Source organism: Williamsia limnetica, from assembly GCF_003217475.1.
Taxonomy (GTDB): Bacteria; Actinomycetota; Actinomycetes; order Mycobacteriales; family Mycobacteriaceae; genus Williamsia; species Williamsia limnetica.
In genome coordinates, this window is sequence record NZ_QJSP01000005.1 from 85,499 (window position 1) to 111,808 (window position 26,310).

Consider the following 26,310-nt stretch of genomic DNA (forward strand, 5'->3'; position numbering starts at 1 on the left):
GCGCAGTGGCACCTTCGACGTTAGGGAATGCTTCGCTAAGAACTGTTCGGTAAGGCTAGGTTTGCATAACGCGTATTACTCGGTCAAGCTGAAGCCGATAATTTGCTGTGGCGATGCCGTGAGGTGTCGACCCGAACGAACGAATAGGTCAGTTCATGCGAGTAGCGACCTTCGGCTACCAAACCTGGGGCCACAAGACCCTCGACGCGTTGATCAACTCCTCGCACGACGTGGTCCTGGCGGTGACACACCCACCGAGCGAGCACTCCTACGAGAGCATCTGGTCAGACTCGGTCGAAGATCTTGCCCGCGCCAACGACATTCCGGTGCACCTGGCACAGCGTCCCGACAACGAACTCATCGAACGGGTCAAGCACGCCGAACCCGACATCATCGTCGCCAACAATTGGCGCACATGGCTGCCTCGGGAACTGTTCGACCTACCGCCGCACGGCACGCTCAATCTCCACGATTCGATGCTGCCCAAGTTCACCGGCTTCTCGCCGGTCATCTGGGCGCTCATCAGCGGTGCTCCGGAGGTCGGTCTAACCGCCCATCGGATGGATGACGGCCTCGACACCGGGGATGTGCTGGTGCAGCGAGCCGTACCGATCGGCCCGACGGACACGGCAACGGATCTGGTCCGGGCAACCATCGACATCATTCCCGCGGTGCTTCTGGAGTCGCTCGATCTCATCGAAGCCGGTGCCGCCGAGTGGAAGCCGCAGAATCTCGCCGACCGCACGTTCTTCCACAAGCGAGCCGACATCGACAGCCAGATCGACTGGAACTGGCCTGCGGAGGACATCGAACGACTCGTTCGCGCTCAGTCGGATCCGTATCCCAACGCATTCACGCACTTCGGTGACCGACGTATCCGGATCACCAAGGCGACCGTGTCGGAGGGTGTGTACGGCGGAACCCCCGGCCGAGTGTTCATCCATGAGGGTGATGGCATGGTCATCGTCGCCGGCGCGGACGCATATCGGGGCTGCAATCGGGGGCTGGTCATCGAGCGGTTGCGTACCGACGACGGCGTCGAGCATGCCGGCAAAGACTTCTTCCCGCGCGGCGGCGGGTATCTGACCTCGGTCTGAGGGGCTCGTCAAGGAGTTGACGCGCTGGTCGATCTCGTCGAAGTGTTTGCGGTTCTCCTGTAGCCGGGAAAGGATACGTAGACCGACGAAAGGGGCCGACGGGCGATGACAGCACCAGGACGACCGCATGTGGTGATCGTGGGAGGCGGGTTCGGCGGCCTGCACGCGGCCCGTCGACTCAAGAACGCCGACGTCCAGGTGACGCTGCTGTCCCGGGGAACCAGCCACGTCTTTCAGCCACTGCTGTATCAATGTGCCACCGGCCTGCTCTCGGAAGGATCGATCGCGAGTCCGCTGCGACACCTACTGCGCCGACAGCAGAACGCCCACGTGGCGCTCGGGGAAGCGACATCGATCGATCCCGCAGCGAAAATTCTCACCGCCAGCAGAGTGAACGGTTCTACCTTCGACCTGAAGTACGACTACCTCGTCGTCGCGGCCGGTATGCAACAGGCCTACCACGGACACGACGAATACATCGACTGGGCGCCGGGTATGAAGACCCTCGACGACGCGCTGACGATCCGCCGTAAGTTGGTCAGTGCCTTCGAGATGGCCGAATCCCTGCCCACCGCCGAGGAACGCAAACCGTGGCTCACCTTCGCGGTGGCGGGCGGTGGACCGACCGGTGTCGAGTTGGCCGGGCAGATCCGCGAACTCGCGGTACACGCCCTGACCCACGAGTTCAGGTCCATCGATCCGCGCGAGGCCCGTGTGCTCCTGTTCCACGGCGGCGACCGTGTGCTCGAGAGCTTCGACAAGAACCTGTCGAAGCGCGCGCTGCGCACCCTCGAGAAGGTCGGTGTGGAAACGCATCTCGGTGTTCACGTCACGGACGTCACTCCCCGGGACATCGAAACCACCATGAAGGCCGAGCCGAAGACGAAGACCCGCTTCGACACCAGGACTGTGGTCTGGACCGCCGGGGTCGAGGCGGTGCCGTTCGCCAAGGCGCTCGCAACCGCGCTCGGGGTGCCGCAGGATCGTAGCGGGCGCATCGCAGTCGAAGCGGATCTGTCGGTGCCCGGCCATCCGAATGTGTGGGTCGTCGGTGACATGTCGTCCCGCGACAAGCTGCCGGGTGTGGCCGAGGTCGCGATGCAGGGTGGACGCCACGCGGGCAAACTGATCGCTGCGGAGGTCGAGTCAGGCCAGGCGCCACGGACGCCGTTCAAATACCGAGACCTGGGCAATGCGGCGTATGTTGCGCGCGGCCACGCGCTCATCCAGGCCGGACCCCTGCATCTGTCGGGGAGCCTCGGCTGGATCTCGTGGGGTGTCATCCACATCGCATTCCTGTCCGGTGCGCGTAACCGTGCAGGGACACTGCTGAACTGGGGCGCGACGATTTTGACCAACTCGCGGCGGGAACGCGCGGTCACGTTCGGGGATTCGCGGATCGCGCGGAATCAGTACTTCAAAAATGCGGATAAGGAAGCCAATCAGTAGGCCGGATACTGCTTCGACCTGAGCAGCGATGCGAGGTGTACGGCATTCCTGGCGAGCGCGGCATTGGTGGTGGCGACCGGGTCGGGTGTGCTGTCGAGGTCCTTGTAGTCCACGGTGCTCATCGCCTCACCGTTCCAGTAGGTGCCTCCCTGCGCCGGAATGGTGAAGCCGATGTCGTTCAAAGCCTGAAAGAGGTCGGCCGTGATCTTGTGCGCGCCGTCCTCGTTGCCGACGACGGCGGTCACGGCCACCTTGCCGACCATCCCCGGGCGGTTCTCGTCATCGGTCTGGAGACAACTCGGCATCCAGCCTTTCCAGAACGCGTTGCGCCACACTGGACATGTGCCCGACCCACGTGGGTGTCGCGAGCACCAAGATGTCGGCGGCGTAGATGGCCTCGCGGATGGACGGCCACCGGTCACCGTCGCCCATGTCTTGCTCGACACCGGGTTTGACGTCGTAATCCAGAACCCGTAGGGATCGTCCGCCGACATCGTGTTCGGAGAGCTGCTTCAAGACTTGACCGGCGAGCAGGTCGGTACTAGACGTCGCAGGCGAAGGTTTGAGGCTGCAGACCAGGGCGAGCGCAGTGAGTGAATCCATCTGGAGTTCCTTCGGGTGATTCAGGTGGCCAGACCCAGCGAGGCGAGCATCAGCGCGAACAGCAGCCATCCGGCGCCCTGCCAGATGGGCCAGCTTCCTCCACGTCTCCACACCCGGTACGCGCGGATCAATGCCCCGACGCCGCCGCACAGGAGTATCGCGGTGACGCCGAAAGTCCATGCCAGTCCAGCAGATCCGACTGTGAGCGCGATGACGAGCCAGATGCCGGCGATCACCACGACTCCCGTGATGTACACACCCGCACCGCGGAGCGCCGCGGGGTCGTTCCAGCGCTTTTCGACGTCGTTGGTCATCAGCGTGTCCCGTTGTCGGTCATTGCGATCCATGCTCACCCCGCAGCGGATAGTGCGTGCGGTAGATGGCGTGGTCTCTACGAGCCTTGAGGTATTCGAGGTGGTCATCGCTGAACGCATCCGTCGCGCGGTAGGCGAAGAATGCCCAGGTGTTCAGTCCGATGGCCGCCACGCCGCACAGCAGTGCCGCTTGCATGTGCCCACCTGCCAGCGTGATCAGCGTCATCGCCAGGGCGGCTGTACCGGCGATCAATGCCACCAACCCCGACCATCCGACCGGGAGGACCAGCCTCGAGCGGACAGTTCGTCTCACAGATCTGGGCTTCTCTGTTCTGGTCATCTCGCTCCTTCCGAGTTCGGTAGATGAGTTCGGTCTCGGGGTACCCAGTGAGAGTGCTCGAAAACAAACCAGCACCGGTCGGGACCGGAAGAAACGCCTCTGTACAGCGGGTGGAGGGAACGTCATGACTCGAGTGATGACCGCACCCACGTTTGGGGTGGAAGAGGAACTGCTGCTCGTCGACGCGGAGTCGGGGGCCCCGTTCATGAAGGGCGACGCCGTCCGCCATGTTGCGGACTCACTGGGACTGGATCTCGATCTCGAACTCACCCCGTGCCAGGTCGAGACCGCTACCCCCATCTTGAACACTGCGGCAGAACTGCACAGTCATCTGGTGAGTAGCAGGCGCACAGCCGACCTCGCCGCTCGCGAGGTCGGTGGTCGCGTGCTGGCCTGTGGCGTGCCACCGGCGGCCGGTGATGCGCGGCCGGTGTCGCCCACCGAGCGTTATGGGCGGATCGCGGACAACTTCGGGTTGCTGGCACGCGAACAGGGTGTCTGCGGGTGCCACGTGCACGTCGAGGTCCCGGACCGGGCGAGAGCCATTGCCGTCGGCAATGCGCTGCGCCCCTGGCTTCCGGTGCTGCTGGCACTCACGACGAACTCGGCGATCCACAGCGGGGTGGACTCCGGATACAGCAGTTGGCGATCGGTCCTCTGGGCGCGATGGCCGAGTGCCGGACCGCTGCCACATTTCGATTCGGAGGACGACTACGACGCTGCGGTCAGCCGCCTCCTCACGGTCGGTGCGGCACTCGACAAAGGAATGATCTACTGGGATGTGCGGCCCTCCAGGGACTATCCGACGGTCGAGATCAGGGTCGCCGATGTGCCGGCCACTGCCTCCGAAACCGTCGTGTACGCAACCCTTGTCCGCGCGTTGGTGATGACCGAGTTGGCCGCGATCGAACGCGGTGGGCCGAGCGGGCCGGCGATCGATCCCGAACTCCTGCGACTCGGTAAGTGGCGTGCTGCCCGCGACGGAGTCGCGGGCTCGCTGCTCGACCCGCTCGGCGATGGAGTGATTGCCGCTCGAGCGGCAGTCGACGCATTGGTCGGACATGTCTCGGAGGCCCTGGAGCTGCTGGGCGAGAAAGCTGCGGTTCGGGACGGGGTGGCCCGCACCTTCGCGAAGGGCAACGGAGCGGCGCAACAACGCCGGGTCTTCGTGGAGTCCGGCGTCCAGGCTGTGCTGGAACATGCCGCGACCCAGACGATCGCAGCAGAGTAGATCTTCGCCGGTGCGACGGTATGGCCGTCAGGCGGCGGTGAAGGTGCTCCGATACTCACTGGGTGAGGTGTTCATGATTCGGGTGAAGTGATGACGGAAGGTGACCACCGAACCGAATCCGACCATTCCCGCGATGCGTTCGACCGAGAGGTCGGACGTCTCGAGCAGCTCCAGACTGATGTCGATGCGCTGTGCTATCAACCATTTGATCGGGGTGGTTCCGGTGGCCTTGGTGAACTGCCGCAGATAACTGCGCCGGGACATCATCGCCCGGTCGGCCAGTTCGTCGAGACTGATCGGCAGATCGATGTGTGCCAGAGCCCAAGTCATACTGTCGGTGATGGTGGTGTCGTCGCCGTGGTCAGGCATCGGGCTCTCGATGTATTGTGCCTGGCCGCCGGACCGGTGCGGGGCGGCCACCAGGCTCCGGGCGACGACGTTCGCGATCTGAGGGCCGTAGTCGAGACGTACGAGATGTAGTGAGAGGTCGACGCCGGCTGAACACCCGGCGCTCGTCAGCACCGCCCCCTCGTCGACGTAGAGTGGTCGCGGGTCGACATCTATTGCGGGATAACGCTCCTGAAGCATCGCGGTGTAGCGCCAGTGGGTCGTCGCGCGCTTGCCTTCGAGGAGGCCTGCCGCGGCGAGGACAAAGGCGCCGGAGCAGAACGAGACCACTCGGGCACCGCGATCGGCGGCCTCGCGGACGGCGTCGATGAGCCGCGGTGAGACGGGCGCGCGTATGTCGGCGACACTCGGGATGATGACGGTGTGTGCGGCAGCCAGCTCGCTGAGACCGTGGGGAGTGCTCAGTGTGGCGCCGCCGACGATGCGTACCTTGTCGCGGGTCTCGGTGCACAGCCGTAGGTCGTACCAGGGTCGATCGACCCCAGGCCAGAAGAGATCGGACAATTCCGAGAGGCCGAAGATCTCTGCCGCGATGCCCATCTCGAACGCTGTCATCCCGTCGTATGCGAGAACGGCTACTCGACGAGGCTCGGTGTCGACGGTGGTGGCCATGTCACTATCTTATCGATAGTGGGCATTGGTGCCACTGTTGAGGGCGTCGGCAGTGCCCGAGGATCGAAGCATGGGTATTGAAAACCGCCACGTGGCGCAAAAGTTCTGGAGTTCCGTCCGCGCGATCGCTGCCGGCGTCAGCGCAGGCAACGCGGTACGGCACAACGTGTCACCGGCGGCCGACTCGGCCGCCCGGGCGATCAGGAATCCTGCGGCCGACCGGGGTACTGCGACATCAGCGTCCGCGCAGCGGCCTTGTCGCCGTCCATCGCAACGATCAGTTCATCTATCGAGTTGAACTGCTCCTGCGTGCGCACCAGGTGGGTGAGTTCGGTGATCGCATGCGCGCCGTAGAGGTCTTCGTCGAAATCGAGGACATACGCCTCGACGGTGCGCTCGCGGCCGTCGAAGGTCGGGTTCTTGCCGACCGACACGAGGGCCGGCAGCCAGGTACCCGCGTGCAAGCTGCCCCGGGGCGGGTCGCCGTCCGCGAGGGTGAACCACCCGAAGTACACGCCGTCGTCGGGGATCCGACTCTCGTCTTCGGCGGCGATGTTCGCGGTCGGGTACCCCATCGGGGCACCTCGACCTTCGCCGCGGACGATTTCACCCGCTGCGTATCCGAGGAGGTTCACTCCTCGAGCGTAGCGGGACCGCTGCTCTCTGGTTCGAGGTCCTCGTCGTCCACGAACACCAGGTCGCCGTCGTCGAGGGCAACTGCCCAGCGGCGGGGTCTGGTCTCGCGGCCTTCGCCGAGGTCCACCACCGAGCCCTCGACAGGGGGACCGAAGTCGTCGACGATCTTTCCTGACCTGCCCTCGGAGATCACCACCCGGGCGTCGATGGCGAAAGCATTGTCGCGATCGCCCTCATCGGAATCACTGTGCGGCGCCGCGTTCGGCTGGGAAGTCATGGCACGCCCTTTCTTGCGTAAGTGGGCTCACCTTAACCACAAAATATCGTGGATTTACTGTGTTGAACCACCGAATGGATCACATCTTTGAGCAAGAGTAACCAAACTCATGTTTTCGAAACCTCATCCGGGGCTGAAGACTCAGGTGTCGAGAACCTGAGAAATCCGCCGCTCGAGACCTTCGATCCCGGTCAGATCGATACCGAAGCGCCGTTCGAGTAGCTCGACGACGGCGCCTGCAGATTTCAGAACCGTCTTCGTCGACGTCCCATCGCGGCGATGCACGGACAGGTGTCGCCCGCGGAGGTTCCAGCGCGCGTCGTCGGTGACCCTGGCAACCGTCATCCCCACGACGAACCCCGACGCAGGGTGAGTGGACACGTACCAGCTGCCGACTTCGAGGTCGATCTGCGGCGCGGGGGTCGGAGCGAACACATACAGCGGCTGCCACACGTCGCGGACCAATGCTTCGAGCATCCGTTCGTCGCCATGCCGGGTGATGCGGTAGGGCTCGTGTCGTGTCTGCTGCGCCTCGTCGAGAACCATGCGGATCGGCGATGAAAGCGTCTGGCCGCCGAAGCCGACGTCCACGAGATACTCGAGCCCGGTGTCGGGGACGATCACCGACAGCACCTGATGCGTCCTGGCTGGTGTCGCGGCGTCAGCGGGCAACATCCACACCACCCTTCCGGCATAGGCTTCGACCGTGAACCCCAACTCCGCCAGCACGTACCGCATCAGGCCGTTCTGCTCATAGCAATAGCCACCCCGCCCGCGAGTGATCAGCTTTTCGGCCAGTGCGGCCGCGCCGAGGTCCATGACCGGCACGCCCATCAGCGGGTCGAGTGTCTCGAATGCGATGGTGCGGGTGTGCGCGGCCACCAGCGCCTGCAGGGTCGAAAGGGTGGGTGCGGCGGGCCCGGCATGCCCTACGCGGCGGAAATAGGCATCGAGATCGATCGCGGATGAGGCCGTGGTGCTCGGCCGAGGGGTGCTCATGTCTGTGCTGCTCATCTCTCGATGATGGAACCTCAAGTCGACCTGAAGTCAACACCGGCGCGGCGTGGTTCGGCATACAACAGATCAAACTCAAACCGACTCAAACCCGTGGCAACCCTGCCGCGGTGTCGTAACGTCACGCACGTGAGTCTGGAGATCTCGGAGCAACACCGGAAGGCGCTGGCCGAACTCGGGCAGTTCTCCCTGCTCGATGCGATAGTCGGCCGTCGGTCGCGGCGCTTCCCGGTCGGCGGCAGCATCCCGGACGGCCCGCTGGCCTATGAATCGACCGAGCCTTCACGTTCCATCACCGAGGTCGAGCGGGCGTTGATCATCAGTGTGCTGGCCGGGGTGACGGGCTGGAACTTCGGGATCACGCGCCATCCCGGATATGCGCCTAACGTGCCGAACTACCCGGGGTCGGCGGGCGGGCGGACGTTTCCGTCGGCGGCGGCCTTCCACACGAGCCAATTGTTCTTCACCGACGACTCGGGAACGTACTTCTTCGGCTCCCGAGACGCCGCGCCGCAGCGCGAACTGACCGCCGAGCCTGCGGACATCGAGTCGTGGATCTCATCGACCGCGGACAGCTATCGGCAGCTGTCGTCGGACCGTTTGGTGCTGCCGCGCGAAGAGCCCTACATGGAGGGCCACAACACCTGGATCGCGAACTGGCCCGGCAGTCTGCTGGCATTCCCGGTCGCCGATCTCTCCGAGCATCTGGTGGCCAACCTCAACTTCTTCGCCGCCAACGGATACGTGATCTACGACGATGTGCACGACAATCCCGTCCCCGGCATCGAAAAGTTCTCATCTCTGACGCACTTCGACGATCCGGTGCCGCTCTCATTCGTCGAGCAGTACACCCTGGCCGAGGCGAGCGCGGAGCTGGCGACCGCCACCAACACGGGCGTGCTGCTCTTGCAAGGTCTCGGCCTGGGCGGCTGGACGTTCGACGGACTCGACCGACTCAGCGTGCTCGGCGCCAGTGGCGACCCGAAGGCGCCGGGTCTGGGATTCTCATACGACACCGACGATCGTTGGGCGTTCCCGAACGCGACCGGGCTCGAGGGCGTGTTCGAGACGCTGGTGCCCCCGTTCGTGGACTCCGTGGCCGACGGCGTCCAGAAGTACTACCAGCGCAAGTTCGGCCCCGGTGGCCCCGGACATCCGGACACCCCGGGACCCTGGTCGGATACACCGAAGGTCAGATCCGAATATCTTCCCGCGCAGAATCTTCAAGAGCTCGTCACTGTGCAGGCCGAGTACATCTACAAACGGTTCGGGAAGCTGCCGGGCACCGTTCCGACTGTCCACGTGCTCATGTATCTGCAAGCACAGAACCTCGATCGAGGTTTCTATGATCACAAGTTCGGGCCCGGCGCCTATCTGCCGAGCCATACCCGCCACGATGAAGTCTGGAGCTGACAACCCGATGTCCGACCCTGTGAAGGTCTCTGTAGTCGTAGGTAATCCGAAGCCGGGATCGCGGACCCGTACTGTCGCCGAGGCGCTCGTCCCGGCGCTGCTCGGTGAAGGAACCTACGACCTCGAGGTCCTCGAGCTCGCCGACATCGCCGGCGAGCTGTTCCAGTGGGGCTCGGAGAAGGTCACCGCAGCCAAGACCTCGGTTGCAGCCAGCGATCTGGTCATCTTCGCCACCCCGACCTACAAAGCGTCATACACCGGACTGCTGAAGGCATTTCTCGATCAGTACGGCACCGACGGCCTCAAAGGTGTGGTCGCCATCCCGGTGTTCACCGGCGGCGACCTGACGCACTCACTGGCTCCCCAGACAACCCTCGCGCCGCTCCTGCTAGAACTCGGTGCGGCCATACCCGGCCGTGGTCTGTACTTCGTCATCGACGAGCTGCCGCAACTCGACGACTTCATCAAGAAGGCAGCTGCCGAATACTCAGCGGTCTTCGCGTCGCTGACGAACGTGGCACGCGCAGTCAGCTGATTGGCGAGGGCTGGTTCGGTTGTCGCGCCCGAACCGCCCGAAAGTGGGACGATCAACGGTGTGACCGATGTGATCGAGCCCCGCGGGGCACAAGAGAAGCGGGAACTCCCCCCGCACGTCGTCGTGTTGTTCGGTGCCACAGGAGATCTGGCGCGCCGCAAACTCCTGCCCGGCTTGTTTCACCTCTTCATGTCCAAACTCGCCCCGCCGATGCGGATCGTCGGCACCTCGCTCGACGACATGGACAGCGAAGGCTTTCGCGAGATCGGGGTCAAGGCGTGCAGTGAGTTCTCGAGCCGGGTCTTCACCCCCGAAGCCGCCGCCGAGTTCGGTGCGACGCTGACGTATGTCCCGCAGGGCCACGGCGCCGAGGCGCTTGCGGCGGCGGTACGTGAGCAACTCGACGTGCTCGGCCGCGAGGCCCGGATGCTGCACTATCTGAGCGTTCCGCCGAAGGCTGCGATGGCCGTACTCGAAATGCTGCACGAGGCCAACCTCGTGAAGCGTTCCCGCGTGATCATGGAGAAGCCGTTCGGTACCGACCATGACAGCGCGGTGGCTCTGAATGCCTCGATCCACCAATGGTTCAAAGAAGAACAGATCTTCCGTATCGACCACTTTCTCGGCAAGGAGTCGGCGCAGAACATCCTGGCGTTCCGATTCGCGAACGGCCTGTTCGAGCCGATCTGGAACCGGAACTTCATCGACTACATACAGATCGACGTTCCCGAAAAGCTGTCGCTCGAAGGTCGTTCGCACTTCTACGAGTCGACTGGTGCGTTCCGCGACATGGTGGTCACCCACCTGTTCCAGATCCTCGCGTTCGTCGCCATGGAGCCACCGACCGCGCTGGCGCCGGGGCCCATCGGGGAGGAGAAGAACAAGGTCTTCCGGTCGATGCGACCGCTCGATCCCCACAATGTGGTGCGCGGTCAGTACGCCGGTTACCGCGACGAGCCAGGTGTCGCCCCGGAGTCCGAGACCGAGACCTTCGTCGCGCTCAAAGCAGAGATCGACAACTGGCGCTGGGCAGGCGTCCCGTTTTATCTGCGCACCGGCAAGAGCCTCGGCGAAGGCCAGCGCATCATCTCCATCGCCTTTCACGAGCCGCCGAAGAGTATGTTCCCGGACGGATCCGGTGTCGGACAGCACGGCCCCGATCATCTGACGTTCGATCTCGCCGACGCGTTCAAGGTCTCGCTCTCGTTCTACGGCAAGAAGCCCGGGCCGGGTATGAAACTCGACAAACTGAGTCTGCAGTTCGCGATGCAGGACACCGATTCGGTCGGGATGGTGCTCGAAGCCTACGAGCGTCTCATCCTTGATGCCATGAAGAACGATCACACCCTCTTCACGACCGCGGAGGGCATCGAAAGACTATGGGAGGTCTCGGCCCCGCTGCTCGAGAACCCGCCGCCGGTGCGGAGCTACGACCAGGGCTCGTGGGGCCCCAACGCAATTCACCAGCTCATCGCGCCGCACGCGTGGCGCTTGCCGTTCGAACGGATCTGGCGGGGCCGCAAGGAGACCTGAGTCAGATCGCGCTCACATCCTCGGCGGCATACTCTTTCATCAGCTCCCGCTCTTTGGTGACATCCGGATAGCAGAACGTCACCACCAGGGCGCCGCCCAGCACTACGACGATCGCCGCGCCGTAGGCGAGGAAGTCCCCGTGGACGAAGGCTTCTCGCGCGGCCGTGAGGATCTCGGTGGCGTGGTCGGGGTACCGCGCGGCCAGGTCTTCGGCGCTGGAGAACGACTTGGTCAACGCCGCCTGCGTCTGGTCGGTGATGGTGCTCGCATCCGGTGAACCCGCGATCTGCTTCGAGAGGTTGTGGGCATACCCGGCGGTGAGGATGGCGCCGAGAATCGACTGCATGATGGCGCCACCGAGATCGCGCTGGAGGTCGGACATCCCCGAGGCCATCCCCGCCCGGGAGAGCGGGACGGATCCGGTGAGCGAGCGCGATGCCGGGGTGCCCGCGACGCCGACCCCGAGTCCGATGCAGACGTAGACGAACGCGACCCGCCAGTAGTGGGCGGTCTCGGTCCACAGGACCATGGCCGCCACCATGCCGATCGCGATGAAGGCGAAGCCGATCAGCAATGTCACGCGGGACCCGCGGGCCTCCACCAGGCGCGCCGAGAGCGGTGCAACCAACACCATGCTGATCGCTGCGGGCAGGACTGATGCCCCGGCCGCGAGCGTTGAATAATGCAACACGTTCTGCAAGTACTGCTGGCCGATGTACATGGCACCCATCAGGGTGCCGAAGACGACGACACCACCGAATGCGGCCACCCAGAAGGTCGGGCGGGCGGCGATCTTCAGGTCGAACAGCGGTGTGCTCGCGTGCCGCTGACGGATGAAGAATGCGATCGCCGCACTCACCGCCAATGCGCCGAGGACGGCGGCGAGAAGACCGGCACCCGCCATCGGAAGGAAATTGAGGCACAACACCATCGCGCCGATGAACACGATCGAAAAGACACCGCCGAGGTTGTCGACTTTCTCGGACGCGTCTCCGCTGTCAGCCGGGACGAGCTTCCAGGCCGCGAGCAGGGCAATCACCGCCAGTGGCAGGGTCACCAAGAACACCGAATGCCAGCTGAACACCTCCAGCAAGCCGCCGGACAGAACCGGGCCGAGCGCCGAGATCGCGCCTCCCAGTGCCGACCACGCAGCGATGGCCTTGGTGCGACTCGCCCCCTGCCATAGGGCGGTGATGATCGCGAGGGTGGTCGGATAGGCGAGTCCGGCGGCGATACCGCCCAGTAGACGTCCTGCGAAGAGCACCTCGATGCTGGGGGCGAAGCCGGCGATCAGCGATGCCGGGATCGACAGGCTCATGCCGATGACGAGCATCCGCTTGCGGCCGTGCCGGTCCCCGAGCGCGCCGAAGTACAGAACCGATGCAGCCAGTCCGAGCGAGTACCCCACGGCGACCAGGTTGAGCCCGACTGCGCTGGCGTCGAACGCCTTTCCGATGTCGGGCAAGGCGACGTTGGCCACCGCGAGGTTGATGTTGGCGACCCCGGCCACCAAGATCAGGGTGCCGAGTACCAGCTTCGCTTTGGGTGGCGCCTTGTCGACGATCTCGGCCGCCATCGATGACTCCCCTCATCGGCGCGTGACGCACCACCTTCGACCGCACTGATCTGCACAGGTCCGAACGAGGGTATCGCGAAAGAGTCTGTGCCGGCGTCGAAACCCTTCGTGCTATCTGGTTTTGTCCAGCACGGTCCGGATGATCTCGGCCAGTTCGAGGGGGGCATCGCTCTGCACCGAATGCCCCGACCCGGGAACGGTGACGACGTCGATGTCGGGGCGCCGGCGCCGGTACTCGTCGACATCGGCATCGGCCACGAACGCGGATGCACCGCCGCGCACCAGTTTGTACGGGATCGTGCTCGCCGAGAAAGCATCCCAGAGCGGTTCGGAGTCGATCTGTTCACGCATGCGGTCGTAGCGCCACTGCCAGCGGCCGTCGGGGAGCTGACGGGTGTTGTGGATGACTCCCCGCCGGATCGCCGACTTGCTCCGGTTGGGAGCGGCCATCGCAGTCAGCTCGATCAATTCCTCGAGGTCGTCGAAGGTATCGGGGCCATCGCTGGCGAGGGCTACCGTGCCCCGGTCTTTGCCACTGAGTTCAGAGAACCGTCGCGGTGACTCGGGACTGACGTCCACAAGGACCGCGCGCTCGATGAGCCCGGGGTCGCGCGCCGCGATCGCGATGGTCGTCAGTCCGCCCAGGGACATCCCGACCACAAGTTCGGCGTGAGGTGCGTGTTCGCGGATCGTCGCCGCGACCAGTGGGGCGTTGGGAAGAGGGCGGTAGTCGTGATCGTCACGCCAGGCCGAATGCCCATGTCCGGGAAGATCGATGGCCAAGGCCGCCACCCCGAGGGCGAGCAGGACGCTGTCCCAGGTGTGCGCGTTCTGGCCGCCCCCGTGCAGTAAGACGAGTCGAGGTGGCTCCGCCGTCCACTTCAGTGCGCTCGTCAGATGACCGTCGACCTCGGTGTCGACGCGCGTCACCGTGGGCAAGGGCGTCGACCCGAGCCCGATCTCTTCGGCGTTCTCGGGCAGCAAATCGAACTCGGTCGGCATCGGTGTCCTCTCGGCGGCAAGATCTCACCGTAGATTACGGACACGTCCCCGCCATTGGTGTCCGTTCAGTTCAGCAATACCGGCCGCAGCGTCGAAAAAGACCACGCTGCAAGAGTTGTCGGGGTGGTGGTATGGACGTCGCGGGGGTCCTCGGGAGTGAAATCGCCGCGCATGCCGCGCATCATGCCGACGATGCCGTCGACTTGCGCCGGCGTCATCCCCAGTCCGAGCAGTTGTTGCGCGACGTCGTCATCGCTGACCTGTACCGCGGTGATCGAGTGTCCGACGGTCTGGGTCAGGGTGTTCGCGATGTCGGTGAACGACATATCCCTTGGACCGTGTACGCCTTGGGTACGTCGGCCTGACCAGGACCGGGACAGCAGGAGCGCGGCCGCGACCTCGCCGATGTCCCTGGGATCGACGAGCGGTATGGCCTTCTCGAGCGGGAGGGTCGTGAACAGATGGCCCGCGCGCAGCGAGTCGAGATCCATGAGCAGGTTGCTGAAGAAGTAACCACACCGAAGATGCGTCACATCCGCGCCGGTCCCGTTCAATCTCTCCTCGGTGGCACCCAGGCCGTCGATCTCGCCGAATCCGCCGCGCGCCTCGGCGCCGACGCTGCTCTGGAACACCACACGGCCGATACTGCTGTTGGTGATCGCGTGCGCCGCGCTCGCGCCCATCCGGTCATAGCCGGCGATCGGGTCGTCGTCGGTAGTAGGTGGATCGACCCAGTAGAGAGTGTCTGCGCCGGCACACGCGGCGGCCACCTCGTCGGCTTCACCCAGATCGACCTCGACGACGTCGCTGCATCTGCGCAGAGCCGAGTCGACCCGTTCGGCGTCGCGGGCGAGCAAGCGGGGACGTTCGCCTGCTTGGATCAACAGTTCCGCGACGCGTGATCCCACGCGTCCGGTCGGAGTCGTCACCACGATGGTCATAGGGCACCTCTCTCGTCGCAGAGCGCTGGTGCACCCATGGTGCCTCCGGGCACCGACAAGGTCGGCTCAGGCGCGGAGTGAGCGCACGATCTTGCGGAGGGTGCGCCAGGCGTCGTCGGTGCTCTGGGCCGGTGTTTCCGACGCCGCGATCCACAGCGCGGCTTCATTCATGGCGCCGGTCAGGAGAGCATTGGCTGCCGGGACCGACGCGACGTCGAGGAGGCCGGCGTCGTCGAGTTCGCTGAGAACCGCCAGCAGCAACCGGCCGGAATTATCGGCGTCCTGGGCTCGCCAGACGTCCCAGCCCAGCACCGCCGGTGCATCGATGAGCATGATCTGGCGTCGGTCGGTCTGAACACTCGCTCGCAGAAAAGCATGGCATCCGACCTCGAGGGCCTCCCAGGGATCGTCGATGCCGGTTGTCGCTTCGTCGACCGCCTGGCCGACGCGGCGCTGGGTTTCGGCGTGTACCGCCCGAAACAGTCCTGATTTGCTCTGGAAATGGTGGTACACAGCGCCTCTGGTGACCTCCGCGGCTGCGGCCACGTCTTCGAGGCCGACCGCGGTGAACCCACGGGATCCGAAGGCGTTGATCGCGACGTCGAGTATGCGGGCCGCGGTCAGCTCGCTCTGTTCTTTGCTCGCCCTGCCCATGAACCGCGCCTCCCGTGCCGTGTCATCTACCCGTTGCGAAACTATACATACTCGGTGTATCTATAGAGGGCGAGAATACATACACAAAGTATCTATAGGAGATCGTCATGGTGCTGACCAGTTTCTACCCCGTCCTGATGACCGACGATGTGGCCGCGACCGCACGCTTCTTCCATGACCATCTGAGATTCGACATCACCTTCGAAGCGGACTGGTACGTGAGCATGCGCCGCGATCAGTTCGAACTCGCAGTGCTCGACGCCGCGCACCCGACGATCCCCGACGGCCACCGCGGCCAGGGGTCGACGGGCGTGCTGCTCAATGTCGAGGTCGATGACGTGGACGCCGAATACCAACGCCTGGTCACGGACGGGCCGCTCGAGGCCCTGCTCCCGATCCGATCTGAAGAGTTCGGTCAGCGCCACTTCATCGTGACCGGCCCGGAGGGTGTTCTCATCGATGTCATCACCCCGATCGAGCCGGACGAGAGCTATGCGGCGGCGTTCGCGGTCGGTGCCAACGAGTGACGTGCCACCTGCGCCGACCACACGACGCCGACACCTCGATCAATCGGTGCGGTTCTGGAGCAGGCTCACCCAGTTCTCCGGAACATGGCCCTTCGGCCCCGGGGCGGTCTCGTCTGCCGGCCGCGATTGCGGCGGGGCCAACGCGGGCCCGTTGTAGTAGTCGTTGGTCTCGTAGTTCCAGAACCAGTCCTCACCGGGTTCGAAAGAACGGATGATCGGGTGACCGGTATCGGACGCATGCTTCGACGCATGCCGCGACAATGAATCGTCGCAGCAACCGATGTGGCCACAACCGGTGCATCGGCGCAGATGGAACCACCAGCCACCGCTCTTTTCGCAGTCGAGACAACCGGTCCCGCTCGGTGGGACCGTGGGGTCGATCTCTGGGGTAGTCATGTCAACAGACCTCTCGTTCGTCCTCTGCCCGAACACGACCATGAGATGTGGGCCGGGCATTACCTTCATACAAGACCGGCGGAGATTGCGCGTTGCAACGTCGGCGAGGCGAGAACGGGAACCATGAAGCAGTTGGTGTCGAACGTGGCGAGGTCGCTCGTGCCTCCAGATCCCGTCGCCCTGGCCCGTTGCCGAACGCTGTGGATCAACTCACGCCGCAGTGGTTGTCGTCGGTCCTGCCCGGACAGGTCGAATCGGTCGCGGTGACGGCCACCGACGAGGGAACCACCCTGCGGGCCCGGTGGTCTCTCGACGGTGACGAGCATGTGCCGCGTTCGCTGTTCGTCGCGATGTGGGATCAACGCACCGGCTCCTCGGTGTTGCTGATCGACGACCTGGCAGCATTCGTACGCTCTGCCCGCCGGCTCTCGAGCGTGAGAGGTCTGAGTTCGCTTGCGGTACAACATCCGCGCCGCGCAACCGCAGCGGTGATCCCGCCGTCGACGCGACGTCGCTCGAGCCCGACCTCCGCCGCGTCCACGAGCAGGGCCTCGTGGAGCAGTATCTGGCTGCGCTCGCTATGGCGGGTGGTCCCGCATTGAAGAGCGAGGATGCGTGGAAGATGTACCGCGCGTTGTTGTTCACCGCCTACGAGGCGGCAGTGGTCACGGCGACGTTCGGGTCACGGCTGCGGAGTGCGCAGGCCGCGCTGGGGGTCGGCCGCGCGGTAGAGGCGGTTCAACCGGCCCGCGACCGCATGATCGATCAGATCAGCGAGGTCGGCGACACAATCTCCGAATGCAGCTATCTGCTGATCGGTGAAGTGCAGTCCGAGTCCGGCGGTGGCCGTATAGACGATTTCGCGCGCCACGTCATCGGTGTACCCCGACAGGCCGCGTAGCGGGACTAGCGGTCCGATCGCTCCTGCGCCAGGAAGGCGCCACTGCAAGGAACTGCGCAGCGCTGCAGTTGCTTTGAACGATCGGAGCAGCTCTATTTCGACGGCAACAGGGGCGCTCTGTGCAGGCTCCGGCTCAGCCATGTCCGAGCACGTCGCGTCGATTGACCAATTCCAGCTCCAACTGGGCGCGGCCGGAGTCCGGCTCGAACCCGACGCCGTGAGGCGCCCCGAGCGACGACCGATTCTGGTACGTCGCAATCAATCCGGCCACGAGGGCCGGTCCGAAGATCACCAAGAGTTCCATGGCAGTAACTATCCGTTCAAATACTTCTTGCCAACAGTGGCTGAATTGACAGTATTGGCAAACTTTCTGCCAAAACCCGCAGCACCGGTCGGTTGTGCAGGTCAGGACAGTGTTGCGCCAGAAAATGGGTGGCAACAACTGATTTACGGGCACTAACATTGCCCGTCGGCCGTAGGCGAGGACCGATTGGTCGCGTCAGTTGATCGGCTGACCGGCTCCGGCAGGGTCTTGTGCTGTGCCGGCGTTCTGGAGGAGTTCGAGTTCACCGAGATAGGCCGCGGTGGCGATCAGTGGACGCGCTTGCTCGGTGGCGATCGCGTTCTCGCGGGTATCGGCACGAAGTGCGGAAACGGCCTCGACGGCGATCCGTTCCGGTGCGGTCGAGACTGCCGTCCACGTCAACGGATGGGTGATCAGGGCGATGTGTCTGTCCAGCACCGCACACAGACGTGGGCCGGCGCTCGAGGGATTCTCGGTGGGGTCGAGGTCGGCCACGGAGTCCGCGATGATACGCAGGCGAATCGCTCGGTTCACCGCTCGCACGACCGGCGTTCGCTGATCGACCGCTGTACCGGTTTCTGAAAGGTACTGCCGTGCAGCATCATCAGCGGATCGGTAGGCCAGAAGACTCTCGGTGCGCAGCTCAGTGAGCACGGCCTCGATCCGCGCGTTCGGTCCTGAGGTGATCCTGCCTGCCGCGGCGGTGAGGTAGCGCAGGTGCACGGCTGCGGCATCGTCGAGGGCAGCCCACGCGGCGGTGGCAACCCCGCGCGGCCACAGCAACCACGAAGCGACGACAGCGACTGCGCATCCGATCGCGATGTCCTCGACCCTGACCAATCCGATGCGCCAGCCTGATGGATCGAGAACGTTGAAGAGGGTGATCACCAGGACAGTGAACGCTGCCTGTCCGGCGGCGAACGAGATGACCTTGGGGATGTAGGCGGCGCCGAATGCCGCGACAGGAAGCGCGATCCAGAGAGCGACCTCGTTGGTCCCCAGAACGGCGACCACGCCGGCTCCGATGACAAAACCGGCTGCCGTACCGAGAACTGCGCGGACCACGTTGGATCCGGTGGTCAGCGCGCTCGAACGGAGAACCGACATCGCGCCGAGTACCACCCAGAATCCGTGTTGCACAGGGACAACCTGGATCAACGCCACGGCGGCGGCCAGTCCCACACCGGTACGCAGTGCATTGCGGGCCATGACCGAGTTCTTGATCAGGCCCGGCGAGACGGAGATCCTGGTCGCGGCGAACTCGGTGAGGACGAGGTCGGCGGCACCGGTCGGCGGTAGCTGACTGCCGAGAATTTTCTTGATCACCGGTCGGGCATCGGCTGCCGCCGCCCACGCCACAGTGCGGCCAATCAGGTTGGCCGTGCTGCAGACCATGTGGGCATCGAGCAGCGACACACCCAACGCCTCCGCGTCGGCTTCGTTGTCGTCGGCGACGATCGCTTCGATATTGGCGCCGAACCGGTTGCGCAGCAGTGTGCTGAGCTCGTCCACGGCGGCCCTCAACTCCTCGCAGTCGGGTCGACCGGCGGGAGCGAGCACATCGGCGGACCCCTGCAGCACTCGGACAGCCGGACCCCGAAGCGCCTCAGGCAGAAAGGTCTTCCCGGTCGACACCTGGGACGTGAGCCACTCCAGATCGTCGACCACCCGGATCAGCGCCCGGCTGCCTGCGGTCAACCCGGCAGGCCTGGTGTCCGAGCCGAGATAGGTCTGGCGCAGTCGATCCATGGCGTCGTCGATGCCGGCGCCGCGCTCGGGCGGTCCTGCCTCGTGCGGTCGTTGCTCGAGCCGGGCGGCGAGTCCCGCACACACGTCCCGTGCCCGTTCCCGCAACTCATCGTGGTGTCGCGGTGGCAGCAGGAACAACGCAGCCGGAACGCTGAACGCGAGTGCGAGAGTCCAGCCGAGCAGCCGATCTGCCAGCGGACCCGCCGGGGAGGCGACCGGTAGTACGAACAGCAGCAACGCAGCCCGCTGGGCCGCCGAAAAACTCGAACTGAGAATGGCGGCGAACGAGACGACCACACCCACCACGAGCATCGACAGTGCGCCGAGCCAGCCTGGTTTGGCCAGAAACGTGGCCACTGTGATGAAGGCGTAGCCCACCACGGCGAGTACCGCATAGCTCACCGCTCGTCGGCCCCTCGTGCCGGGAAAATCGACGAGCACAAGGAGCGCGAAGGAGCCGAAGATGGTGAACAGCGGAGTCTGTGCGCCGCCGAGCTGCAACGCGATCGCGGCACCGATCGGAACGACGATCGCCGGTCGGATGGCGCGTCGAAGCGCGTCGAATCCGGGGTCGCGGCGGCGCATGGCGTCCTCGAACGTCGACAGCAGTCCGGGGACGCGGGTGCCCATGGGCGAATCGTAACCCGCTAGCCGTCGGGTGCGCCTGGCTCTGTCGACTCCCGGACGTGCTGATTGTCAGGGATGTCCGCGTGTTCGCCGCCCCGCCGAGAAGAGATCAGTAACGTTGCAACGTGTAAGCGGTCAGCTGCGATCGACCACCGGCACAACAGAATCGAGAAGCACATGAGCGACAATGTCTATCGGGTCACCGAAATCGTCGGTACCTCGACCGTCAGTACGGACGATGCCATCAAAGGTGCAGTCACCAGGGCCAACAAGTCGTTACGCAACGTCGATTGGTTCGAGGTGAAGGAAACCCGCGGTCACGTCGAGAACGGCGAGATCGCGCACTTCCAGGTGACGTTGAAGATCGGTTTCAAACTCGAGGACTAGTCAGTCGCCGGCGCCGAGTCGGCCCGACAATCGCTCGAGCCGCTGTAGGCTCGGGCCCTCGAGACCGACGATGGTGGCGGTCTTGCCCTGTGCCCGGTACTTGCCGAGCACGGCGTCGAGACTCGCCACCGTCGAAGCGTCCCAGACGTCGGCATCGCTGAGGTCGATGATCACGGCGTCCGGGTCACCGGCGTAGTCGAATTGGTAGACGAGGTCGTTGCTGGAGGCGAAGAACAGTTCGCCGCGCACCCGATACCGCCGGATCTCGGTCGGTTCCGTGCCGCTGTCGTCGACCTCGGTGGCCGCATCGACAGACGTCAGATGCGCCACCCGCCGCGCGAACATCACCATCGCGGTCAGCACACCGAGGACGACGCCGATGGCCAGGTTCTCTGTCGCCACGGTGGCCGCCACCGTCACCAACATGACAGTGGTCTCCGGGATCGGCATGATGCGCAACGTCCGCGGATGGATGCTGTGCCAGTCGAAGGTGCCGACAGACACCATGATCATCACGGCGACCAGCGCCGCCATCGGGATCACCCCGACCACGTCGCCGAGAACCACCACGAGGATCAGCAGGAACACGCCTGCCAGGAATGTCGACAGCCGGGTGCGGGCGCCGGATTGCTTGACGTTGATCATCGTCTGACCGATCATCGCGCAGCCGCCCATGCCGCCGAAGAATCCGGTGACCAGGTTCGCGATGCCCTGGCCCCACCCTTCGCGGGTCTTGTTGGAATGGGTGTCGGTGATGTCGTCGACCAGCTTCGCGGTCATCAGTGACTCCATCAATCCGACCAGTGCCATGGCGAGCGCGTACGGCGCGATGATGGACAGGGTGTGCATCGTCCACGGCACATCGGGCAACAGCAGCGACGGAAGCGAATCGGGCAGTGCGCCCTCGTCCTCGACGGTCGGGACACTCCAGCCGAAGACGGTGACGACGCCCGTGATGAGCACGATCGCGATCAGCGGGGACGGCACCGCGGACGTGATCCGGGGTAGCAGGACGATGATCGCCAATCCGGCCGCGACCAGCGGGTAGACGAGCCAGGGGATGTCGTCGCCGAACAGATGTGGCAGTTGCGCGATGAAGATGAGGATCGCGAGAGCGTTCACGAATCCGGTCATCACACTGCGCGGCACGAAGCGCATCAGTTTCGCGATGCCGATGAGGCTCAGCACGATCTGCAGCAGACCTGCCAGCAGCACCGTGGCAATCAGGTAATCGAGACCGTATTCGGTCACCACCGGGGCGACGACCAGTGCCACCGCGCCTGTCGCCGCGGAGATCATCGCCGGTCGTCCTCCGACGAAGGCAATGGTCACGGCCATGGTGAAGGACGCGAAAAGGCCGACCCGCGGATCGACCCCGGCGATGATCGAGAAAGAGATCGCCTCGGGAATCAACGCCAGCGCGACAACGAGTCCGGCAAGGACCTCGCGACGCAGCTGTGCCGGTGAGCGGAGGACCGACCGCACCGTCGCCGGAGGCATCTGCGAATGCAAGACGGGCTTGGAAGTGGGCACGGCAAAACCTAACCGTTGTGCCTCGGTCGAGGCGAACTGAGCGCGCTCACCGAGGGTTGCCCTGAAAACCGGCAGATAGAGGGCCGCGGAGGGGTATATGCCCTTGGTGGCCTCGTATTTGCCGGTGTTCAGGGTACTGAAGCTGAACTCGTCGGTGAAACGTCTCATCAGCATGGACTTCGGTGTGTACTCGACCAAGGAACTGCTCCAGCACGGTCTCAGCACCTGGCAGATCCGTCGGCACGCACAGACCGGCCTGCTGACCGGGCTGCGGCGCGGTTGGTATGCAACAGCGACCGCTGACCCGGATGTTGTCGCCGCAGTGCGTACCGGCGGCGTTCTTGCCTGTGTGTCGGCGTTGCGGAAACACAGACTCTGGGTAGCGCCTGGCTACCAGCAGGTGCATATGCGACCGACCAGGGACGGAGAACTGAAGAGTGCCCGGGCTTGCGTCGGCTTCGGACGCCCACCCACAGCCCTGACCGCGGTTGATCCGATTCCCGTCGCACTGCTGAGCGCGGCGAGATGTATGAGCGGTGAGCACTGGATCGCCACGTGCGACTCGGCAATGAACAACGCCGGGATGACGGTCCCGCAAATGGTGTCGGAGATGGGCGACTGCGCGCACAGGGTATCCGCACTCTTACAACGATGTGATCCTGATGCCCAATCAGGCACCGAATCAATCACCCGCGTACGCCTGCGCGCAGAGGGGTTCGCGGTGGTCGTCCAACCGCGGGTCGCGGGCGTGGGCCGGACCGACCTGAGGATCGGACGCCTGATCATCGAATGCGACAGCATCAGTCATCACACCAGCCTGGAGAGTTACCAGAACGATCGTCGACGAGATCGCCGCGCTCTGGTCGACGGTTGGCTGACGATGCGAGTCACGTACGACGATGTGATGTACGGGTGGGAAGGAGTCCTCGCGGACATCCGGGCGATCACGAGGGCCGACCGCCACCGGAGACGTTGATGGCCCTGAAAACCGGCAGATAGAGGGCCGCGGAGGGGTATATGCCCTCGATGGCGTCCTATTTGCCGGTTTTCAGGGCTACATCGCCAAGTGGGTGACCCGGCCGGCGGCCACCGTCGCCGCAACGCCGATGTTCGTGAGCAGGTGCGCGGCTTCTGCGGTGCTGCCGGTCGACTTCAACGGGTTGTCGTCGACAAGGACAACGTCGCCCCGGCTGCCGACCCCAATCGTGCCCTGGCCGTCGGTACTGGCCGCGAGCGCTTGCTCGACGGTCAGCGACTCGGCTGGATTCCACGGGGCGTCGTCGCCGGTCGCACGGTGAACCGCGGCTGCCATCGCGACCCACGGATCGAGAGGTGACACCGGAGCATCGGATCCGAGCGCGAGTTCCACTCCACCGTCGAGCATCGATCGCAACGCAAAACAACGGTCGGCCCGGTCGGGCCAGCACTGATCGGTGACGTCGCGATCATCGAGGAGGTGAGCCGGTTGCACGCTGGCGCGGATTCCCAGCGCACGCATCCGGGCGATGTCTGCGAGGCGGATCAACTGCGCATGCTCGATGGAGCCGCGGGTTCCCGTCGAATCGAATGCGGTGAGCGCCTGATCGACGGCCGCGTCACCGATCGCGTGCAGTGCGATGTCGAAGCCGCCTCGGCGTCCGCGGGTGAGCAGGTCCTCGAGCTCGGGGAGGGTGTACACCCGCCGGCCCCGTGGTGATTCAAGTGCGTACCCATCGGCATACGGTTCACAGCAGTACGCCGTTCTGGTGTTGAGCGACCCGTCCGAAAAGATTTTCAGCGAGCCCTGGGTCAGCAACCCGTGGCCGGAGGGGAAGGTGGCACCAGTGCGTAAACCCGCGGCGATGGCGTCATCGAGGTGTTCTGCATAGGTGACCGGGCGCACGCGCAACTGATCGATGCCGGCGTCGAAGCGCCGCGGCCAGTCGAGGTGGTTTGCGGCCATCTCGAAGTCGACCACCCCGACCACCCCGACTGCCGCGGCGTCGGCGACGGCGGCTCGGAGCATGAGGTCGGCGTCACCGCCTGCTGCAGTCAGCCGAGCGACGGCCGGTTGCAGGTCGAACCACTCACTCTCGAGCAGCGGACCCGTCCGGGGCTCGACCCCAAGCAGCGCCAGTGCTTTGGAGTTCAACCAGCCGGTATGGATGTCGGCGCTGCCGAGGATCACCGGATGCGCACCGCTGACGGCGTCGAGTTCTGCGACGGTCGGCGCGGTCGGCCAGGTCGCAGGCCGGAATCCATATCCGATGATCGCCCCGCCCTGCCAAGGGGCCGGCAGGCAGGCAACGTGGTCGGCGACGATCCGGGCCACCTCGGCGGCGCTGGCCGTACCGGAGACATCGAGCTTGGCCCTGGCCTGCGACCACGCGGTCAGGTGGACGTGCGCATCCCAGAGTCCCGGGATGGCCCAACGCCCGGCAGCGTCGAGCACATGGTCGTCGGAACGGGGCCGCAGATCCCGGCCGATCTCGGCGACGATGCCGTTGTCGATCCTGATGTCGACGGGCGAGTCCGGCGCCGAGGCGGTCCTGACCGGCACGAGCCGGATGCCGCGTATGAAGGTCGATGTGGCCACGGGTCATCACTTTCCAGTAGGCGAGGCCGGGGCGCAACGTGCCCGACATCTCACCGGCGGGTGGGCGTTCTTTGCCACCGAACAGCACCGACCGATACTAGGACTTCCTATAAAGTCCGAGGTATGAGCACATCGTCACGTGCCAGCACCGTCGATGGAGTCCTTCGACGGTCTGCGGCAAAGTTCCCTGACCGGATTGCCCTCCGATTTGCTGATCGGATGTGGACGTATGCCGAACTCGACGCGGCGGTGACACGCGCCGCAGCACACCTGCTATCGCTCGGGTTCGTGGCGGGGGACCGGATAGCGGCATACGGGACGAACTCAGATGCCTACGTCGTGGGATTTCTCGCCTGTGCCCGTGGCGGTCTGGTCCACGTCCCCGTCAATTACGCATTGAAAGGTGGGGAACTGTCCTACCTGATCCAGAATTCCGGCAGTCGCGCGGTGCTGGTCGACCCCGCGCTGCGGGCGAACCTGACTGCAGTTGCGGGGGAGCTGGAGGTCGGGCAGGTCATCACGTTGCGTGACGAGCCGGGGTCACTCCTGGACGCGGTGTCAGGGGGTGAGATCCCGGTGGTGGCTGTCGACGTCGACGAGTCGGCTTTGGTGCAATTGCTCTATACCTCGGGAACCACGTCAAAGCCCAAGGGCGCGATGATGACCCACGGTGCGATGGTCCACGAGTACGTATCGTCGGTGATTGCGTTGTCGTTCACCGAGAGCGACAACCCGCTCGTCGCGATGCCCCTGTACCACTCGGCGGGCATGCATGTGTTCATGCTTCCGTACCTGTCGGTGGGTGCGACCGTGAGTCTGATGGAGACCCCGAACATCCCGGAAATCCTTCGTCGTATCGAAGACGAAAAGATCGGGTCACTCTTCCTCGCGCCTACGGTGTGGGTTCCGCTGGCCGGGCACCCCGACCTCGACACCAGAGATCTGTCGTCGCTGACGAAGGCACAGTACGGGGCCTCGATCATGCCGGTGACGGTCCTCAACCGTTTGCGGGAGCGTTACCCGGCGATCGAGTTCTACAACTGTTTCGGACAGTCCGAAATCGGGCCACTGGCAACAGTTCTGCAGCCGGAAGATCATGCCGACCGGCCCGCTTCCTGCGGCAAGGCGGTGTTCTTCGTCGAGACCCGCGTCGTCGACACCGACGGCAACGACGTCCCCGACGGCACCGCCGGAGAGGTCCTCTACCGTTCGCCTCAGCTGTGCCAGGGATACTGGAACAATCCGGAAGCCACCGCGGAAGCGTTCCGCGACGGATGGTTTCACTCCGGGGATCTGGTCACCAGGGACGCCCAGGGTTACATCACTGTGGTCGACAGGATCAAGGACGTCATCAACACAGGCGGCATCCTCGTTGCCTCTCGCGAAGTTGAAGACGTGATCTACACACATCCAGGCGTGGCAGAGGTCGCGGTGGTCGGGACGCCGGACGAGAAATGGATCGAGGCGATCACCGCGGTGGTCGTCCTTCGCCCTGATGCCGGCGAGGTGGCGGCCGAGGACCTGATCGCCCACGTCAAGGAGCAGATCGCGCCCTTCAAGGTGCCCAAACGTGTTGTGTTCGTGGACGAGCTTCCTCGGAACCAGAGCGGAAAGCTGCTCAAACGAGAGTTGCGGGCGGAGTTGTAGGACAGTCGCGCGCGGCTAGGGTGGATGAC

27 protein-coding genes and 1 pseudogene are annotated in these 26,310 nt (G+C 64.6%); 12 read left to right on the forward strand and 16 right to left on the reverse strand.

From position 1 onward, the window contains the following. The first annotated feature begins 155 nt into the window (after positions 1-155). On the forward strand, positions 156-1,097 hold the full coding sequence (locus DFR67_RS09645; RefSeq protein WP_110469329.1) for a methionyl-tRNA formyltransferase: 942 nt from the start codon (positions 156-158) through the stop codon (positions 1,095-1,097). Positions 1,098-1,202: 105 nt separating this feature from the next. After that, positions 1,203-2,546, forward strand: coding sequence for an NAD(P)/FAD-dependent oxidoreductase (locus DFR67_RS09650; RefSeq protein ID WP_110469330.1), 1,344 nt, complete (start codon positions 1,203-1,205; stop codon positions 2,544-2,546). Here DFR67_RS09650 and DFR67_RS09655 read toward each other — a convergent pair. The 3 genes and pseudogenes from DFR67_RS09655 to DFR67_RS30220 form a co-directional block, all read right to left on the reverse strand. Further along, positions 2,540-3,149: pseudogene (locus tag DFR67_RS09655) on the reverse strand (flavodoxin family protein). The gene DFR67_RS09650 and the pseudogene DFR67_RS09655 overlap by 7 nt on opposite strands. Before the next feature lie 20 nt (positions 3,150-3,169). Beyond that, positions 3,170-3,463 carry a hypothetical protein gene (locus DFR67_RS09660; RefSeq protein WP_110469531.1) on the reverse strand — a complete coding sequence of 98 codons (294 nt, stop codon included), beginning with the start codon at positions 3,461-3,463 and terminating at the stop codon, positions 3,170-3,172. 19 nt (positions 3,464-3,482) lie between these two features. Further along, positions 3,483-3,803 (reverse strand): hypothetical protein, encoded by a 321-nt coding sequence (locus DFR67_RS30220; RefSeq protein ID WP_146240410.1) that lies wholly within the window; start codon positions 3,801-3,803, stop codon positions 3,483-3,485. A gap of 133 nt (positions 3,804-3,936) precedes the next feature. Between DFR67_RS30220 and DFR67_RS09670 the strand changes: the two genes are divergently transcribed. Continuing rightward, on the forward strand, positions 3,937-5,034 hold the full coding sequence (locus tag DFR67_RS09670) for a carboxylate-amine ligase (protein ID WP_110469532.1): 1,098 nt from the start codon (positions 3,937-3,939) through the stop codon (positions 5,032-5,034). Between the two features lie 27 nt (positions 5,035-5,061). Here DFR67_RS09670 and DFR67_RS09675 read toward each other — a convergent pair whose 3' ends face one another. The 4 genes from DFR67_RS09675 to DFR67_RS09690 all read right to left on the reverse strand — a co-directional run bounded on the left by DFR67_RS09675 (position 5,062) and on the right by DFR67_RS09690 (position 7,981). Further along, positions 5,062-6,054, reverse strand: a complete 993-nt coding sequence (locus DFR67_RS09675) for a helix-turn-helix domain-containing protein (RefSeq protein ID WP_110469332.1) — start codon at positions 6,052-6,054, stop codon at positions 5,062-5,064. Between the two features lie 200 nt (positions 6,055-6,254). Beyond that, entirely contained in the window at positions 6,255-6,689 is a 435-nt protein-coding gene (locus DFR67_RS09680; RefSeq protein ID WP_110469333.1) for a riboflavin kinase, read from the reverse strand. Next, positions 6,686-6,967, reverse strand: coding sequence for a hypothetical protein (locus tag DFR67_RS09685; protein WP_245937852.1), 282 nt, complete (start codon positions 6,965-6,967; stop codon positions 6,686-6,688). Before DFR67_RS09685 ends, DFR67_RS09680 begins: the two co-directional genes overlap by 4 nt. Before the next feature lie 141 nt (positions 6,968-7,108). Further along, entirely contained in the window at positions 7,109-7,981 is an 873-nt protein-coding gene (locus DFR67_RS09690; RefSeq protein WP_245937853.1) for an arylamine N-acetyltransferase family protein, read from the reverse strand. 129 nt (positions 7,982-8,110) lie between these two features. Between DFR67_RS09690 and DFR67_RS09695 the strand changes: the two genes are divergently transcribed. The 3 genes from DFR67_RS09695 to zwf are packed head-to-tail and all read left to right on the forward strand — an operon-like array spanning position 8,111 to position 11,462. Continuing rightward, positions 8,111-9,394 (forward strand): hypothetical protein, encoded by a 1,284-nt coding sequence (locus DFR67_RS09695; protein ID WP_110469535.1) that lies wholly within the window; start codon positions 8,111-8,113, stop codon positions 9,392-9,394. Beyond that, entirely contained in the window at positions 9,378-9,929 is a 552-nt protein-coding gene (locus DFR67_RS09700) for an NADPH-dependent FMN reductase (RefSeq protein ID WP_245937854.1), read from the forward strand. Before DFR67_RS09695 ends, DFR67_RS09700 begins: the two co-directional genes overlap by 17 nt. Positions 9,930-9,989: 60 nt before the next feature. Then, positions 9,990-11,462, forward strand: a complete 1,473-nt coding sequence (zwf, locus tag DFR67_RS09705; RefSeq protein WP_245937855.1) for a glucose-6-phosphate dehydrogenase — start codon at positions 9,990-9,992, stop codon at positions 11,460-11,462. Position 11,463: 1 nt separating this feature from the next. Here the strand turns inward: zwf and DFR67_RS09710 are convergent, their stop codons facing one another. The 4 genes from DFR67_RS09710 to DFR67_RS09725 form a co-directional block, all read right to left on the reverse strand. Beyond that, the gene (locus DFR67_RS09710) at positions 11,464-13,038 is read right to left on the reverse strand and encodes an MFS transporter (protein ID WP_110469334.1); all 1,575 of its coding nucleotides are present in this window, start codon (positions 13,036-13,038) and stop codon (positions 11,464-11,466) included. 111 nt (positions 13,039-13,149) lie between these two features. Next, positions 13,150-14,040 (reverse strand): alpha/beta fold hydrolase, encoded by an 891-nt coding sequence (locus DFR67_RS09715; protein ID WP_110469335.1) that lies wholly within the window; start codon positions 14,038-14,040, stop codon positions 13,150-13,152. Between the two features lie 65 nt (positions 14,041-14,105). Continuing rightward, the gene (locus DFR67_RS09720) at positions 14,106-14,981 is read right to left on the reverse strand and encodes an NAD(P)H-binding protein (RefSeq protein WP_110469336.1); all 876 of its coding nucleotides are present in this window, start codon (positions 14,979-14,981) and stop codon (positions 14,106-14,108) included. Between the two features lie 66 nt (positions 14,982-15,047). After that, complete coding sequence (locus DFR67_RS09725; RefSeq protein ID WP_110469337.1) at positions 15,048-15,635, reverse strand: TetR family transcriptional regulator; 588 nt, start codon at positions 15,633-15,635, stop codon at positions 15,048-15,050. Positions 15,636-15,742: 107 nt separating this feature from the next. On the opposite strand from DFR67_RS09725, the gene DFR67_RS09730 reads away from it, so the two are divergent. Further along, positions 15,743-16,162, forward strand: coding sequence for a VOC family protein (locus tag DFR67_RS09730; protein WP_110469338.1), 420 nt, complete (start codon positions 15,743-15,745; stop codon positions 16,160-16,162). Positions 16,163-16,201: 39 nt separating this feature from the next. Here DFR67_RS09730 and DFR67_RS09735 read toward each other — a convergent pair whose 3' ends face one another. Then, positions 16,202-16,558, reverse strand: coding sequence for a UBP-type zinc finger domain-containing protein (locus tag DFR67_RS09735; protein WP_110469538.1), 357 nt, complete (start codon positions 16,556-16,558; stop codon positions 16,202-16,204). Positions 16,559-16,746: 188 nt separating this feature from the next. On the opposite strand from DFR67_RS09735, the gene DFR67_RS09740 reads away from it, so the two are divergent. Both DFR67_RS09740 and DFR67_RS09745 read left to right on the forward strand, forming a co-directional pair. Next, a complete protein-coding gene (locus DFR67_RS09740; RefSeq protein ID WP_146240411.1) occupies positions 16,747-17,160 on the forward strand; it encodes a hypothetical protein in 414 nt (137 codons plus the stop codon). After that, positions 17,157-17,459, forward strand: coding sequence for a hypothetical protein (locus tag DFR67_RS09745; protein ID WP_146240412.1), 303 nt, complete (start codon positions 17,157-17,159; stop codon positions 17,457-17,459). The genes DFR67_RS09740 and DFR67_RS09745 overlap by 4 nt, the downstream gene beginning before the upstream one ends. Before the next feature lie 133 nt (positions 17,460-17,592). Here DFR67_RS09745 and DFR67_RS30475 read toward each other — a convergent pair whose 3' ends face one another. Together DFR67_RS30475 and DFR67_RS09750 are read right to left on the reverse strand one after the other, a co-directional pair. Then, positions 17,593-17,763 (reverse strand): hypothetical protein, encoded by a 171-nt coding sequence (locus DFR67_RS30475; protein ID WP_158539937.1) that lies wholly within the window; start codon positions 17,761-17,763, stop codon positions 17,593-17,595. A 195-nt stretch (positions 17,764-17,958) separates the two neighbouring features. Then, entirely contained in the window at positions 17,959-20,142 is a 2,184-nt protein-coding gene (locus DFR67_RS09750; RefSeq protein WP_110469341.1) for an FUSC family protein, read from the reverse strand. Between the two features lie 174 nt (positions 20,143-20,316). Here DFR67_RS09750 and DFR67_RS09755 point away from each other — a divergent pair, with 174 nt between their 5' ends. Further along, positions 20,317-20,526 (forward strand): dodecin, encoded by a 210-nt coding sequence (locus tag DFR67_RS09755; protein ID WP_084839531.1) that lies wholly within the window; start codon positions 20,317-20,319, stop codon positions 20,524-20,526. On the opposite strand, the gene DFR67_RS09760 is transcribed toward DFR67_RS09755, so the two are convergent. Then, positions 20,527-22,026 carry a SulP family inorganic anion transporter gene (locus DFR67_RS09760; RefSeq protein ID WP_110469539.1) on the reverse strand — a complete coding sequence of 500 codons (1,500 nt, stop codon included), beginning with the start codon at positions 22,024-22,026 and terminating at the stop codon, positions 20,527-20,529. Between the two features lie 187 nt (positions 22,027-22,213). Between DFR67_RS09760 and DFR67_RS09765 the strand changes: the two genes are divergently transcribed. Further along, positions 22,214-23,035, forward strand: a complete 822-nt coding sequence (locus tag DFR67_RS09765) for a type IV toxin-antitoxin system AbiEi family antitoxin domain-containing protein (protein WP_342766723.1) — start codon at positions 22,214-22,216, stop codon at positions 23,033-23,035. Positions 23,036-23,113: 78 nt separating this feature from the next. On the opposite strand, the gene DFR67_RS09770 is transcribed toward DFR67_RS09765, so the two are convergent. Next, positions 23,114-24,634, reverse strand: a complete 1,521-nt coding sequence (locus tag DFR67_RS09770; protein WP_170135208.1) for an amidohydrolase — start codon at positions 24,632-24,634, stop codon at positions 23,114-23,116. Between the two features lie 123 nt (positions 24,635-24,757). Here DFR67_RS09770 and DFR67_RS09775 point away from each other — a divergent pair, with 123 nt between their 5' ends. After that, complete coding sequence (locus DFR67_RS09775) at positions 24,758-26,281, forward strand: acyl-CoA synthetase (RefSeq protein ID WP_110469343.1); 1,524 nt, start codon at positions 24,758-24,760, stop codon at positions 26,279-26,281. Positions 26,282-26,310 lie beyond the last annotated feature (29 nt).